The organism is Stenotrophomonas sp. SAM-B (genome assembly GCF_013387485.1).
GTDB classification, from domain to species: domain Bacteria; phylum Pseudomonadota; class Gammaproteobacteria; order Xanthomonadales; family Xanthomonadaceae; genus Stenotrophomonas; species Stenotrophomonas maltophilia_AA.
The window spans coordinates 80,452-94,242 of the sequence record NZ_JABBXB010000006.1; the positions used below are offsets into that span (position 1 = coordinate 80,452).

Genomic DNA, 13,791 nt, shown 5'->3' on the forward strand with positions numbered 1-13,791 from the left:
CGGTTGAGCTCCACCGTGCGCCGCCGCGCCGATATTTGACAAAGCAGTTATTGCAATGGCTTACATAAGGCGGGCTTATACTCATGACGTCATGACCACGCCGCGCACGCCAAGTCCCCGGTTTTCCTACAAATCCGACCGGCTCAAGCCGCTGCGGGCGTTCTGCCAGACGGTCCGCCTCGGCTCAGTCTCACGGGCAGCTGAGGCCCTGTTCGTCAGCCAGCCCGCCATCAGCCAGCAGTTGCAGGCCCTGCAGCGCGAACTCGGGGTCAACCTGTTCGAACGCAGTGGGCGCCGTCTGGTGCCCAGCCGCGAAGGCCAGCTGCTGTATGAAATGGCGCTGCCGCTGGTGGAGAACCTGGACGGGCTGGAGGCCAGCTTTCGCGACAAGGTGAAGGGGCTGGATGCCGGCGAGCTCAACATCGCGGCCAACAGCTCGACCATCCTGTACCTGCTGCCGCGCATCGTGGAGCGCTTCCGCCAGCGCCACCCGGATGTCCGCCTGACCCTGCACAACGCGATCAGCGCCGACGGCACCGACCTGCTGCGCAGCGATGCGGCGGACCTGGCGGTGGGCTCGATGACCGATGTGCCGGCCGACCTCAGCTACGCCCCGGCCTATCGCTTCGAGCAGGTGCTGATCGCCCCGCCCGATCATCCGCTGGCGCACGGCGAACTGAGCCTGGAGGCGATCTCGCAGTACCCGCTGGTGCTGCCGCCCAAGCGCCAGATCACCTACCGGCTGGTGGACCAGGTGTTCCAGCGGCATCGGCTGCCCTACACCGTGGCGCTGGAGGTCGGTGGCTGGGAAGTGATCAAGCAGTACGTCGCGATGGGCATGGGCATCTCGATCGTGCCGGCGCTCTGCCTCCACGATGCCGACCGCGAGAAGCTGGTGACGCGCTCGATGAGTGCGTGGTTCCCGGAGCGGAGTTATGGCGTGATCGTGCGGCGCGGGCGTTTCCTGTCACCGCAGGCGCGGGCATTCATCGAGCTGATCCAGCCGGACCTGTTCAGTCCGCGCAGCTATGATGAAAGTGGTCATTCCGAGCGCTGACGCACGCCCCATGTCCATCGAACTCCGCCACCTGCGCTACTTCCTGGCCGTCGCCGAGACGCTGCACTTCGGCCGGGCGGCCGAGCGGCTGGGGATGTCGCAGCCACCGCTCAGCCAGCAGATCCGTCAGCTGGAAACGCTGCTCTGCGCGCGGTTGTTCCTGCGTGCGAACCGCCGCGTGGAACTCACCGATGCCGGGCGCGTGCTGCAGGAACAGGCGCGCGAGGTGCTGGTGCGGGTGGAGACCGCGATCGATCTGACCCAGCGCGCGCAGCGCGGGGAAACCGGTGAGCTGCGCATCGGGCTGACCCGGGCTACGCCCCTGTCCACGCAGATTCCGCGTGCGATCTTCGCCTACCGCCAGCAGTTCCCGCAGGTGCAGTTGAAGCTGCGCGAGATGAACACCCTGCAGCAGATCGATGCGCTGATGGCCGGCGAACTGGATGTCGGGTTGATCCGCAAACGTGCCCTGCCCGCGCCCCTGATGTCACGCAAACTGTTCAGTGATCCGCTGGCGCTGGTGGTGCACGACCAGCATCCGCTGGTGCGTGATCTGCCCACCGATGCGGCGGTGGCGCTGCGGCTGTTCGCGCATGAGCCGTTCGTCGGCTTCCTGCGCGAGGTCGGCGCGGGCATCCACGATCATTTCATCGCGTTGTGCCGCAGCGCCGGCTTCACGCCGCGCATCGTGCAGGAAGCCGGGGAAGCTTCGACGCTGATCAGCCTGGCGGCTTCAGGCCTGGGCGTGACGGTACTGCCCGCCTCGTGCAGCCATATCCAGGTGGACGGGGCGCGCTTCGTCGCGCTCAGTGATCGTGCCGCCAGTTCAGAAGTGCACGTCGCCTGTCGGCGGGGTGCGGCGTCGCCGTTGATCGGGCACTTCACCCGTCTGCTGCAGGGTGTCAGCGGCTGAGCGCGAGCGCGGCGGTGCCCGGTTGCACGCGTTGCCCCAAGCGCCAGGCGATCACGCCACCGGCCACGGTCAGTACGCCGACGAAGCCGCACACGCCCAGCCAATCCCAGTGCGTGTAGAACACGCCGCCGAGCACACCCGCCACGCTGGAACCCAGGTAGTAGGCGAACAGGTACAGGGCGGATGCTTCGGCCCGCATCGCACCGGCGCGGCTGCCGACCCAGCTGCTGGCCACCGAGTGACCGCCGAAGAAGCCGAACGTCACCAGCGCGATGCCGGCGGCCATGCAGCCCAGCCACGGCATCGCCAGCAGCACGATGCCCAGCGCGATCAGTCCATAGCAGATCGCCAGCACGCGGCTGCGGCCATGGCGGTTGGCCTGCTGCCCCATCCAGGCCGAGCTGAAGGTGCCGACCAGGTACACGCTGAAGATCAGGCCGACCACGGTCTGGCTGAGGCCGTAGGGCGGCGCCAGCAGGTGGAAACCGAGGTAGTTGTAGAGGGTGACGAACACGCCCATCAACACGAAGGCGGTGGCGAACAACCACGGCAGGCCGGGATCGCCGAACAGACTGCGCCAGCGCGCGGGCAGTTCGCGCAGGCCGCCACGGCGGCGCTGGAAGTGGCGCGACGGCGGCAGCTGGATCCACAGCAGCACGGTACTGAGCAGCGCGATCAGCGACACCACGCCGATGCCCCAGCGCCAGCCCCAGTGGTCGGCCACGATGCCCGCGATGAGGCGACCGCTCATGCCGCCGATCGCGTTGCCGCCGATGTACAGGCCCATCGCCAGGCCCAGCGCGCGGCTGTCCATTTCTTCGGCGAGGTAGGTCATGCCCACCGCCGGTACGCCACTGAGCGCGATGCCGAGCAGCGTGCGCAGCACCAGCAGCGTGGTCCAGTCATCCACCATCGCCGTGGCGACGGACAACACGCTGGACGCCAGCAGCGCCGCGACCATCACGCTGCGGCGCCCGATGCGGTCGGAGATCAATCCCGCGATCAGCATGGAGACCGCCAGCAGACCGGTGGTCAGCGACAGGGTCAGCGCACTGTTGGCCGCGGAGACACCGAAGTGGCGACTGAATTCGGGCAGCAGCGGCTGCACCGTGTAGAGCAGCCCGAAGGTGGAGAAGCCGGCCAGGAACAGCGCGGCCGCCGTGCGCCGGAAGGCCGGGGTGCCCTGATGGATCTGGTCGCCGGCCGGCGCTGCGGTGGTGGTCGGGGGGCTGCGGTCGGGGACCGCTGCGGTGTCGCCATTCATGCCGGTAAGGCCCGCGTGGACGGGCCGGAGCGAGGAGTCAGCGCTCAGGATAGGCAGCGCGGACAGGTCGATCCATAACCTGATAGGTCTGGATCGAGACGATCCAGATATCAATTCAGATCACGGCCGGGATTACAGCGCCTGCCAGGTCAGGCCTTCGCCGCGCCGGTAGTAGACGTGCGAGGCCTTGCCATACAGCGCGCTGGCCTGGACCAGACCGAAGAAGCGGCCGTCGGCGCTGTTGCCGCGGTGGTCGCCGAGCATCAGCACCTCGCCCGCCGGGACGGTCAGCCCGGTGATGTCGGGCCCGCCGCCCTGGCCCAGATCCAGCTGCGCCAGATGCGGGCCGAAGTCTTCGATTTCGCCGACGCCGGCCTGGGCCAGCGGATGGCCGTTGATGCTCAAGTGGCCGTCGTGCAGCTCGACCCGATCACCCCCGACAGCCGCGATACGCTTGATCAGGCGGGTGCCGTCCTGCGGCGAATCGAATACCGCCACGTCACCGCGCTGCGGCTGGCCGGTGTGCAGCAGCTCCACCGAGGTGAACGGCAGGCGCACGCCGTAGGCGCGCATGTCCACCACCACCCGGTCGCCGGGCATCAGCGTGTGCTGCATCGAGCCGCTGGGCACCTGGTAGTGGTTGGCCAAGGTGTCGCGCGCCGCGGCGAGCAGGCCGAGCATGACCAGCAGCGGCAGGGCTTCTTTCTTGAGCCAGCGCAGCAGGCGGTGGTCGGCGGGGGCAGAGGCGGCGGCGGGGGTGTCCATACGGGCGCTCCAGGGAGTGTGTGGCTGTGACCGGACGGGAGGCGGGCAAGTTCCCTGGCCGGGTCCGAAAAAGCTACGCACTGTTTACGCCGGGCCGGCCGGGTTGGCATCGCGGTTTTACGGGGCGCGGCCGCATCGTGGCGACACCGCGCCGAAGGGCGCTTCGAAGAGACGTTCCATGACCATCCTGCTGATCCGGCATACACCGTCGAACGCCGTGCCGGACGCGTCGCCGCTGCCTGCGCGGGTCGCCGGGCACCGCCTGGCCTGCCGCGACTGCGACTCCCTGCCGGCCCTGGTGCGCTGCCTGCAGCGTGCCCAGCGCAGCCGCCCGGCGCTGGTCCTGATCGCCACCGCGGCGGTCGATGCACCGCAATGGGCCCGTTATGGCCAAGCGCTGCGCACCGCGCTGGAGGACCTGCCGGCGCCGTACATCGAGATGGCCAGCAACGACGACGACGCGCTGGACGAGCACCTGCATCCGCAGCATGCTCCGGCCGCGCGGGTGGTGTGCAGCAGCGGCCGCCAGGATGCGTGTCGCCTGTCGTTGGCGATCGCCGCTCATCGCCTGCAGGCCGTGGAGGGCTGAACCATGTCGATCTTCATCATCCGTGGGCCGGAAGCGGCCGGGCAGCTGATCCGTACCGCGCAGCCGCTGCCGGCGCTGGTCCTGAAATCCCTGGTACATCGCGCGATCGATGCGGGCACCACGGTGGCGATCCGCGCCTGCGGCTCGGAGCAGGAGCTGCTGGATGCGCTGCGCGTGGCCGATCACAGCCGCGGCGAAGTCACCCTGCTCGATCCCGGTGCGTGTGTGGACAGCGCGCGGCTGCAGCGCCTGCTGCCGCATCTGCACAACGCTTACGTGGAAGTGCACGACGACGATGCGCGCGCCCCCGAGGCGTGCCTGCCGGCGGATGTGGGCCAGCGCATCGGCGTGGCGCGCGGGTACTGCGCGCAGAGTTACATGCACGCGCTGGAGATCGCGCTGGATCACCTGGGGTGCAGTGAGATCGCCGAAGGCGTGCACGTAGGGACGTGATGCGCGGGGTCGGTGGGGCGGCAACCCAAAAAAAACGGCAGGGTTTCCCCCTGCCGTTTTCGTTTCAGCATGTACCGGTGGCAGGCGTATCGGCCAGTCACCGGCGTACCGACCAACGGTCGGTACCTACCGGGATGCCGCGATTATTTCAGGCCACGATTGACCAGCAGCGGTTCCACCGACGGATCCTTGCCGCGGAACTCGCGGTACAGATCGGCCAGCTCCACGCTGTTGCCGCGGGAGAGGATCTTGTCGCGGAACACCTGGCCGTTCTCCGGGGTCAGGCCGCCATTTTCCTTGAACCACTCGAAGGCGTCATGGTCGAGCACTTCGGCCCAGAAGTAGGCGTAATAGCCGGACGAATACCCGCCACCCCAGATGTGATCGAAGTAGCTGGTGCGGTAGCGCGGCGGCACCTGCGGCAGGTCGACCTTGAACTTCTTCAGCGCAGCCGCTTCAAACGGCGCGACGTCCTGCAGCTTGGCGTCGGCCGGCTGGGTGTGCCAGGCCAGGTCGAGCAGTGCGGCCGAGAGGTACTCGGTGGTCGCATAGCCCTGGTTGAAGGTGCGTGCCTTGAGGATCTTGTCGACCAGCGCCTGCGGCATCGGCTCGCCGGTCTTGTAGTTCTTGGCGTAGTTGGCGAAGACCTTCGGGTCCAGCGCCCAGTGCTCGTTGAACTGCGAGGGGAACTCGACGAAGTCGCGCGAGGTGCTGGTACCGGCGATGGACGGGTACTTCACCTTCGAGAACATGCCGTGCAGCGCATGGCCGAACTCATGGAACATCGTGGTCACGTCATCGAAGCTCAGCAGCGCGGGCTGGCCGGCGGCGGGCTTGGTGAAGTTGCACACGTTGTAGACCACCGGCTTGGCACCGGTCAGGCCGTCCTGTTCGACGAACACGTCCATCCAGGCGCCACCGGACTTGCTGTCACGCTTGAAGTAGTCGGTGTAGAACAGGGCCAGCGAGGTGCCGTCCTTGTCGAACACTTCGTAGACCTTCATGTCCGGGTGGTAGGTCGGGATGTCGGTACGCGGCTTGAAGGTGATGCCGTACAGCTGCGTGGCGGCGTAGAAGACGCCGTTCTGCAGCACGTTGTCCATCTCGAAGTACGGCTTGATCTGCGATTCGTCCAGGTCGTACTGCGCCTTGCGCACCTGTTCGGCGTAGAAGTCCCAATCGGAGGCGGCCAGCTTGAAGCCGCCCTTCTGTGCGTCGATCACCTTCTGCATTTCGCTGATCTCGCCACGCGCCTTGGCAGTAGCGGCCGGCACGGTGTCGGTCAGCAGCTTGAGCGCGGCGGCCGGAGTCTTGGCCATCTGGTCGGCCAGGCTGTAGGCGGCGTAGTTCTCGAAGCCGAGCAGCTTGGCCTTCTGCGCGCGCAGCTGGGCCAGGCGCTGGATGGTCTCGCGGGTGTCGTTGGCGTCGCCCTTCTCGGCACGGGTCTCCGAGGCCTTGAGCACGGCAGCGCGCTGCTCGCGGTCGCTCAGCGAGCCGAGCACCGGCTGCTGGGTGGTGTTCTGCAGCGGCAGCAGGTACTTGCCGTCGAGGTTGCGGGCCTTGGCATCGGCGGCGGCGGTGTTGATCGCATCCTCGTCCAGGCCGGCCAGCTTGGCCTTGTCATCGACCACCACGGCACCGGCGGCGGTCGCGGCGACCAGGCGGGTGTGGAACTGCGTGGCCAGCGTGGTTTCTTCCACGTTGAGCTTGCGCAGCGAGGCCTTGTCGGCATCGTTCAACTGCGCGCCGGCGCGCACGAACTCCTGGTAGTCACGCTCGACCAGGCGCTTCTGCACCGGGTCCAGGCCCAGCGCATCGCGCTGGTCGTAGATGGTCTTGATGCGGGCGAACAGCTTCGGGTCGAGGTTGATCTCGTCCTGGTGCTCGGCCAGCTTCGGAGCGACTTCTTCCTGCACCTTCTGGCGTGCATCGTTGGTGTCGGCCTGGACCAGGCCGAAGAAGATGCGCGACACGCGGGTCAGGGTCTCGCCGCTGCGCTCCAGCGCTTCGATGGTGTTGTCGAAGGTGGCCGGCTCGGGGTTGTCGGCGATCTTGCGGACTTCGGCCAGGTGCTGCTTCATGCCTTCGTTGAAGGCCGGCAGGTAGTCACCGTCCTTGATCCTGTCGAACGGCGGCGCCTGGAACGGCAGCGTGCTGGCGCTCAACAGCGGGTTGGCGGAGGCATCGGCCGGCTGCTGGGTCGGCGCGGGCTGGGTATCGGTCACGGGGGTGGACTCCTTGCCGGAACAGGCCGCCAGCGCCAGGCTGATGGCAGCGGCCAAAACTACGGTACGCGACATGAAACGGGCTCCTTGGATGAGGGCGCGGGATGGAAAATCCCGCAGCCGATCACCCTACTCCCAAAGCCCGCAGGCGGCATGTGCCGGTCGTGGCGCGTGGCTGTGCGGGCCGTGGGGGCTACCCCGTCCGGCCCGCCCGGCGGCGCTCAGACGGTGCCGCGGGTCTTGCCCTGCCAGGGCCGGTAGTACTCGCGGATCGCGGCCATGTCGGCCACGTCGTTGCCGGTGGGATGAAACAGCGGGCCGATGCCGATGGTCTTTTCCGGGTAGTGGAAATAGGCGGCCAGCACCGGCACGTCGGCCATGCGCGCGATCTTGAGGAACCCGGCCTTCCAATGCTGCACGGCCTTGCGCGTTCCCTCCGGGGTGATCGCGTACCACAGGCGGTCCGAGCCGCGGATCAGGCTGACCGCCTGCTCCACGGTACCCTGCGGCGAACTGCGGTCCAGCGGGATGACGCCGAGCCTGCGCAGCAGCGGGCCCAGCGGCCACCAGAACAGCGAGGCCTTGCCCAGCACCTTGACCTGCATGCCCAGCGCGATCTTCGCCGCCATGCCCCAGAAGCCGTCCCAGTTGGACGAGTGCGGGGCGATGATGAACACCACTTTGGGCACATCGGGCAGGGTGCCGGTCACTTTCCAGCCGCCCAGGCGCAGCGTGCAGCGGGCCAGCCAGCGAAGGAAGCGGTTCGGTTTGACCTGCGGCATGTTCGGCGGAACCACCGGCAACAACGGACTTCGGTTGTTCAAGCAATCACTCCCAATTGCGTGTGGTGCGCCCGCGCTTGATCTGCGCGCGCCCCTTTTTGGCGTCCAGACGACGCAGTTTCGACCCGTAGGTCGGCTTGGTGGCCACGCGTGCCTTGGGCACGCTCAGCCCCGCCTGGATGAAGGCGGCCAGTCGATCGCGCGCGTCCTCGCGGTTACGGTCCTGGGTTCGGAAACGCTGTGCATCGATGACCAGCACGCCTTCGCCGGTCATGCGCCGGTCACGGCGGGCCAGCAGGCGCGCGCGCAACGGCTCGGGCAACGAAGGCGAGCCGGCCACGTCGAAGCGCAGTTCGACGGCGGTGGAGACCTTGTTGACGTTCTGGCCACCGGCGCCACTGGCGCGCACGAACCGCTCGACGAGTTCCGTGTCCGGAATCGTCAGGTGCGCGCTGATGGTGACTGGCCCGTTGCCCATGGGCGGCATTGTAAGGGGAGGACCCGCCGGCCGGGGGACTGCAACGTGCGTGGATATCGTCGATAACGTCCTCAATTACGGCCTGATGACGCCATCGCAGGTATTCTCCGCAGTCCACGCAACGCAGGATGCTCCGCCATGTCCCTGATCCGCCCGATGGCCCGCCGCGGCCTCAGCCGCCTCACTCTGGCCCTGGTCCTGGGCCTGGCCGCGATCGCGCCGGCCCTGGCCGCACCGCCGTCGGATGCCGACATCAACCGGCTGCTGGCCGCGTCGCGGGCGCAGAGCATGCTCGATACGATGCTGCCGCAGATCGAGGCGATGCAGCGCCAGCAGTTCCAGCAGGTGGCGCAGCAGCGTCAGCTGGACGCGACGCAGCAGGCGCAGCTGCAGCGGATCGAGCAGCGGACCAGCCAGACGGTGCGCCAGGCGCTGTCCTGGAAGGAGCTGCGGCCGATGTACGTGGATCTGTACAAGCAGACCTTCAGCAAGGAAGACGTACTGGCGATGGCCGAGTTCTACGAGAGCTCGGCCGGGCAGAGTCTGTTGGACAAGACGCCGGCGCTGATGCAGAACGTGATGGTGGCGATCCAGACCAAGATGCAGCCGCTGTTCGTGGATCTGCAGAAAGACCTGGAGGCGATCGTGAATGAGCCGGCGCCGGCGGCCGCGCCCGCCAGGAAGTAACCGGTAGGGCCGACCGTTGGTCGGCTATCGCGCGGCATCAGGCGTCAGGCGAGTTCCCAGCCAAACAGATCCATGGCCTTGCGGAACTCGCCGTCCACCGGCGCGCTGATGTCCATCGGCGTGCCATCCGGATGCGGGAAGCGCAGGCGCTCGGCGTGCAGGAGCATGCGGTGGATGCCCTGCATGCGGAAGCTGCGGTTGTGGCGGCCGTCGCCGTGGCTGGTGTCGCCGATCAGGTGATGCGAGAGGTGCTTGAGGTGGCGGCGGATCTGGCGGAAGCGGCCGGTCTGCGGCTGGCAGCGCAGCAGGGCGTAGCGTGAGGTCTCGAACTCGCCCATCGGTATCGCGATCTCGCCCACGGCCACGCGCTGGAAGTGGGTGATCGCCTGCTTCTTGACCGGTTTGCCGGGGCCGCCATCGAGGTCGTGGTCGACGGTGAAAGCGTCTTCGGCCGGCCAGCCGCGGCATATCGCGAGGTAATCCTTGGTGACGTCGCCGCCCATCAGCGATTTGCCGAGCACGCTGGCGCTGTCGCGATCAAAGGCGAGCAGCAGGCAGCCGCTGGTGGCGCGGTCCAAGCGGTGGACGAGGAAGATCGGCTTGCCGAGCTGTTCGCGCAGGCGGTCGGCGAGGAAGTCGTCTTCGCCCCGGGCGAGCTTGCTGTCGTGGACCATCAACCCGGCGGGCTTGTTGACCACGGCAAGCTGGGCGTCCAGATACAGCAGCTGCAGGGGGGGAAGGAGGGCGCTCATCGGCGCCACCAGGCACTGGCCAGCGAGAACACGCCCGCCGCGCCGGTCACCCAGCTCCACACCGGGGCATCGCCGAAGTACCAGCCCCCCGGCTGCAGGCCATACAGCACCGCGGCGACGATCATCAGGCCGACGCCGGCGATCGCGGCCACCGCGCGCTTCTGCAGTTTCTGCACGCTGACATTCAGCGCCGCCAGATCGCGCGAGCGCATCGACAGTTCGTGGTCGCCTTCCACCTGCTGGCGCAGCCAGGCGTGGACCAGGCGCGGCATGTCCGGCGTATGCGTCATGATCTCGGGCAGGCGCTTGCGCACTTCCTTGAGCACGCGGCGCGGGCTGTAGCGCTCGCGCAGGATGCGTTCCAGCACCGGCCGCGCGACCGCCCAGATGTCCAGCTCGGGATCGAGCTGACGGCCGACGCCTTCGATGTTGAGCAGGGTCTTCTGCAGCAGGATCAGCTGCGGCTGCAACGTGAGCTCGTAGCGCTGGGCCACGCGGAACAGCTTGATCAGCACCTCGGCCAGCGAGATCTGCGACAGCGGGCGGGTGAAATAGGGTTCGCACACCGAACGCGCGGCGGCTTCGAGTTCATCGATGCGCACGTTGCTGGGCATCCAGCCGGCTTCGACATGCAGCGCGGCCATGCGCCGGTAATCCTTGTTGAAGATGGCCATGAAGTTCTCGGCCAGGTAGTACTGATCTTCTTCGGAGAGCTGGCCCATGATGCCGAAGTCCAGCGCGATGAAGCGCGGGTTGTCGCGGCGCGCCGGATCGGTGTCGACCCAGATGTTGCCGGCATGCGCATCGGCGTGGAAGAAATTGTCGCGGAACACCTGGGTGTAGAACACCCGCACGCCCTTGGCGGCCAGCGCCTTGCGGTCGATGCCGGCCTTGTCCAGCGCGACGATGTCGTCGGAGGGAATGCCCCACACGCGCTCCAGGGTCAGCGCGCGCTCGGCGGTGTGACTCCAGACCACCTCGGGAACATACAGATCGTCCGAGTCCATCCAGAACCGGCGCAGCACACTGGCATTGGCGCCTTCGCGCTGCAGGTCCAGCTCGGCGGCCAGGGTGTTCTCGACCTCGGCGACCACTTCGCGCGGGCGGATCTTGTCGGCGCGCGGGTGGGCGCGCTCGATCAGCGCGGCGGCCGACTTCAGCAGCGCGATGTCCGCGTCGATCTGCTTTTCAATGTCGGGGCGCAGCACCTTGACCACCACCTGGCGGCCGTCGGCGAGCGTGGCCGCGTGCACCTGTGCGATCGAGGCCGAGGCCAGCGGCTGCAGGTCGAAGCTGGCGAACGCTTCGCTGACCGGGCGGCCGAGCGCGCGCTCGACGATGGCCTGCGCGGTGGCGCCGTCGAACGGCTTGACCCGGTCCTGCAGCAGGGTGAGTTCGTTGGCCACGTCGGCCGGGATGAGGTCACGGCGGGTCGAGAGGATCTGCCCGAACTTGACGAAGATCGGGCCGAGGTCCTGCAGCGCCAGGCGCAGGCGGGCCCCGCGCGACTGTGCGGCGATGTCGGCCGAGGCACGCGGCACGAACGGCTTGGCCAGGCGCAGCCAGCGCTCGGCCGGGGTGCCCTGGAGCAGATCGTCGAGGCGGTAGCGCAGGATGATGCGGCCGATGCGGCTGGCCCGGAAGATCGCCTTCATGCGCCCACCTGCCGCAGGCGCTGCACGCGCACGGCCAAGCGTTCGACGTCATCACGCATCACGTCCACATCGTCGTGGAAGGCATCCAGTTCTGCTCGCGGTACCACGTCGCGCGACTCCTCGGTGACAAATTCAGCGGCGCTGTGCGCCAGGTCGGACGCGCCGCGGCGGGCGTGCTGCAGGGCCGAGCGCAGGGCGTTGGCGATCTGCACGCCCATCACCTCGCCGAACACGCGCACGAACGGCTGCTGCCAGTCCGGATCGAAACGGGTCGCCAGCTGCTGCAGGCGGCGGGCCAGCTCGGCATCGCCGGAGACCTTGACCCGCCCGGCCGGCGCGTCGCCGCCGCGGCGTGCGTTGGCCAGGAACGGCAACTGGGCCAGCACCCCGCCCAGCGTGCTGCGCACGGCCAGGTCCGGCTCCTGCTGCGGATCGACCGGACCGACCGTGAGGCGTTCACCGTCCACCCCGATCCGCATCGCCAGCGCGGGCGATTCCAGGGTCAGGGCGATGTGGCGGCCATCCAGCGCGGCCAGCGCGCTGCGGGTGTCCGGGTCCAGCGCCAGCGCACGGTTGAGCGTGAGCTGCAGCGCATTGCCGGCCAGCGGCTTGAGGGAAGAGAGCAGGGAACGGGCCATCAGCGCATTCTACCGCGCCCCCTTGAACGACGGGCGGCGAGCGCGACGACACGGCAGAGGGTGTTTGCCGGGCACCGACTCGGTTCATGCTATGGCTCCCAACACAGCGGCAGGAGCGGCAACAGGCATGGGCAAGACCCGGGTAGGCATCATCTTCGGCGGCCGGTCGGCCGAGCACGAGGTTTCGCTGCAGTCGGCGAATAACATTCTCGATGCCTTGGACAAGGAGCGTTTCGAAGTCAGCCTGATCGGCATCGACAAGCAGGGCCAGTGGCACGTCAGCGACCCGCATGACTTCCTGCTCAACGCGGGCGATCCGGCACGGATCGCATTGCACCGCTCGGGCAATGCGGTGGCGGTGCGGCCGGGCCTGGAGCGCCAGCAGCTGGTCCCGACCGACCCGGCCACCGCGCTGGAGCAGATCGACGTGGTGTTCCCGATCGTGCACGGCACGCTGGGCGAGGATGGCTCGCTGCAGGGCCTGCTGCGCATGGCCAACCTGCCCTTCGTCGGCTCCGGCGTGCTGGGCTCGGCGGTGGCGATGGACAAGGACGTGGCCAAGCGCCTGCTGCGCGATGCCGGGCTGGCGGTAGCGCCGTTCGCCTGCTTCAACCGGGTCACTGCGGCCCGGGCCGATTACACCGCGCTGGTTGCCGAGCTGGGCACGCCGCTGTTCGTGAAGCCGGCCAACCAGGGCTCCTCGGTGGGCGTGAGCAAGGTGCGTACCGAAGCCGAATTCCATGCCGCGCTCGCGCTGGCACTCTCGTTCGATCACAAGGCGCTGGTGGAATCGGCGATCGACGGCCGCGAGATCGAATGCGCGGTGCTGGGCAACGAGCACCCCGAAGCCAGCGTCTGTGGCGAGGTGGTCGTGCACGATGATTTCTATTCCTACGACACCAAGTACATCAGCGAAAACGGTGCGGACATCGTGGTGCCGGCGGCGATCACGGCGGCGCAGCAGGCCCGCATCCGGGACATCGCGGTGCAGGCCTACCAGGCGCTGGACTGTGCCGGCCTGGCCCGGGTGGATGTGTTCCTGACGCCGGCCGGTGAGGTGGTGATCAATGAGATCAACACGCTGCCCGGCTTCACCCGCATCAGCATGTACCCGAAGCTGTGGGCGGCCAGCGGCCTGGATTACACCGCGCTGATCACGCGGCTGCTGGAGCTGGCGATGGCCCGGCATGCGCATGAGCGCGATCTGCAGAGCTCCATCGCAACGACGGCCTGAGCATCGTTGCCGATGTCAGGCCGTCATGGTTTCCGCTGCGCGTCCCACGCCGGAGAGAGGTGGCGTGGGACGCGCGGGACACTAGGTCCGCTTGCGGAACATCGACACCACCGCCAGGATCAGGAACACGACGAACAGGATCCAGGCGACGTTGCTGGCGGCGCCGGCAATGCCCGAGAAACCAAGTACCGCCGCGATGATGGCGATGACAAAAAAGATGACGGCGTAATGCAGCATGTCGACCCTCGCGTTGATGCGTGCCGGAGTTGGCGTGGGGCCATGTTCACCAACCTGCGGTG

The 13,791-nt window shown here is 67.8% G+C and carries 15 protein-coding genes; 6 read left to right on the plus strand and 9 right to left on the minus strand.

The window, feature by feature from the left end:
- Positions 1-91: 91 nt before the first annotated feature.
- Together HH110_RS13865 and HH110_RS13870 are read left to right on the plus strand one after the other, a co-directional pair.
- The gene (locus HH110_RS13865) at positions 92-1,057 is read left to right on the plus strand and encodes a LysR family transcriptional regulator (RefSeq protein ID WP_176990205.1); all 966 of its coding nucleotides are present in this window, start codon (positions 92-94) and stop codon (positions 1,055-1,057) included.
- A gap of 10 nt (positions 1,058-1,067) precedes the next feature.
- Positions 1,068-1,970, plus strand: coding sequence for a LysR substrate-binding domain-containing protein (locus tag HH110_RS13870; protein ID WP_176990206.1), 903 nt, complete (start codon positions 1,068-1,070; stop codon positions 1,968-1,970).
- On the opposite strand, the gene HH110_RS13875 is transcribed toward HH110_RS13870, so the two are convergent.
- Both HH110_RS13875 and lepB read right to left on the minus strand, forming a co-directional pair.
- Positions 1,960-3,234: an MFS transporter gene (locus tag HH110_RS13875; RefSeq protein ID WP_176990207.1), complete on the minus strand. Its 1,275-nt coding sequence runs from the start codon at positions 3,232-3,234 to the stop codon at positions 1,960-1,962. The two genes, HH110_RS13870 and HH110_RS13875, sit on opposite strands and share 11 nt — an antisense overlap.
- Before the next feature lie 132 nt (positions 3,235-3,366).
- Positions 3,367-3,999 (minus strand): signal peptidase I, encoded by a 633-nt coding sequence (lepB, locus tag HH110_RS13880; RefSeq protein ID WP_176990208.1) that lies wholly within the window; start codon positions 3,997-3,999, stop codon positions 3,367-3,369.
- Between the two features lie 178 nt (positions 4,000-4,177).
- Here lepB and HH110_RS13885 point away from each other — a divergent pair, with 178 nt between their 5' ends.
- Complete coding sequence (locus HH110_RS13885; protein WP_046272279.1) at positions 4,178-4,588, plus strand: hypothetical protein; 411 nt, start codon at positions 4,178-4,180, stop codon at positions 4,586-4,588.
- Positions 4,589-4,591: 3 nt separating this feature from the next.
- Positions 4,592-5,041, plus strand: coding sequence for a 3-dehydroquinate dehydratase (locus tag HH110_RS13890; RefSeq protein ID WP_046272278.1), 450 nt, complete (start codon positions 4,592-4,594; stop codon positions 5,039-5,041).
- 143 nt (positions 5,042-5,184) lie between these two features.
- Here the strand turns inward: HH110_RS13890 and dcp are convergent, their stop codons facing one another.
- The 3 genes from dcp to arfB all read right to left on the minus strand — a co-directional run bounded on the left by dcp (position 5,185) and on the right by arfB (position 8,526).
- Complete coding sequence (gene dcp, locus HH110_RS13895) at positions 5,185-7,341, minus strand: peptidyl-dipeptidase Dcp (RefSeq protein ID WP_176990209.1); 2,157 nt, start codon at positions 7,339-7,341, stop codon at positions 5,185-5,187.
- A gap of 146 nt (positions 7,342-7,487) precedes the next feature.
- Positions 7,488-8,048: a lysophospholipid acyltransferase family protein gene (locus HH110_RS13900; RefSeq protein ID WP_241696584.1), complete on the minus strand. Its 561-nt coding sequence runs from the start codon at positions 8,046-8,048 to the stop codon at positions 7,488-7,490.
- Positions 8,049-8,094: 46 nt separating this feature from the next.
- Positions 8,095-8,526: an alternative ribosome rescue aminoacyl-tRNA hydrolase ArfB gene (arfB, locus tag HH110_RS13905; protein ID WP_121044396.1), complete on the minus strand. Its 432-nt coding sequence runs from the start codon at positions 8,524-8,526 to the stop codon at positions 8,095-8,097.
- 156 nt (positions 8,527-8,682) lie between these two features.
- On the opposite strand from arfB, the gene HH110_RS13910 reads away from it, so the two are divergent.
- Positions 8,683-9,213, plus strand: coding sequence for a DUF2059 domain-containing protein (locus HH110_RS13910; protein ID WP_241696585.1), 531 nt, complete (start codon positions 8,683-8,685; stop codon positions 9,211-9,213).
- 44 nt (positions 9,214-9,257) lie between these two features.
- On the opposite strand, the gene HH110_RS13915 is transcribed toward HH110_RS13910, so the two are convergent.
- The 3 genes from HH110_RS13915 to HH110_RS13925 are packed head-to-tail and all read right to left on the minus strand — an operon-like array spanning position 9,258 to position 12,258.
- Positions 9,258-9,965 carry a pseudouridine synthase gene (locus tag HH110_RS13915; protein ID WP_176990212.1) on the minus strand — a complete coding sequence of 236 codons (708 nt, stop codon included), beginning with the start codon at positions 9,963-9,965 and terminating at the stop codon, positions 9,258-9,260.
- Positions 9,962-11,620: a ubiquinone biosynthesis regulatory protein kinase UbiB gene (gene ubiB / locus HH110_RS13920; RefSeq protein WP_176990213.1), complete on the minus strand. Its 1,659-nt coding sequence runs from the start codon at positions 11,618-11,620 to the stop codon at positions 9,962-9,964. Before ubiB ends, HH110_RS13915 begins: the two co-directional genes overlap by 4 nt.
- Positions 11,617-12,258: an SCP2 domain-containing protein gene (locus HH110_RS13925; RefSeq protein WP_176990214.1), complete on the minus strand. Its 642-nt coding sequence runs from the start codon at positions 12,256-12,258 to the stop codon at positions 11,617-11,619. Before HH110_RS13925 ends, ubiB begins: the two co-directional genes overlap by 4 nt.
- A 127-nt stretch (positions 12,259-12,385) precedes the next feature.
- On the opposite strand from HH110_RS13925, the gene ddlA reads away from it, so the two are divergent.
- A complete protein-coding gene (ddlA, locus tag HH110_RS13930) occupies positions 12,386-13,492 on the plus strand; it encodes a D-alanine--D-alanine ligase (RefSeq protein WP_176990215.1) in 1,107 nt (368 codons plus the stop codon).
- An 81-nt stretch (positions 13,493-13,573) separates the two neighbouring features.
- Here ddlA and HH110_RS13935 read toward each other — a convergent pair whose 3' ends face one another.
- The gene (locus tag HH110_RS13935; RefSeq protein WP_019184873.1) at positions 13,574-13,729 is read right to left on the minus strand and encodes a DUF1328 domain-containing protein; all 156 of its coding nucleotides are present in this window, start codon (positions 13,727-13,729) and stop codon (positions 13,574-13,576) included.
- Positions 13,730-13,791: the final 62 nt, after the last annotated feature.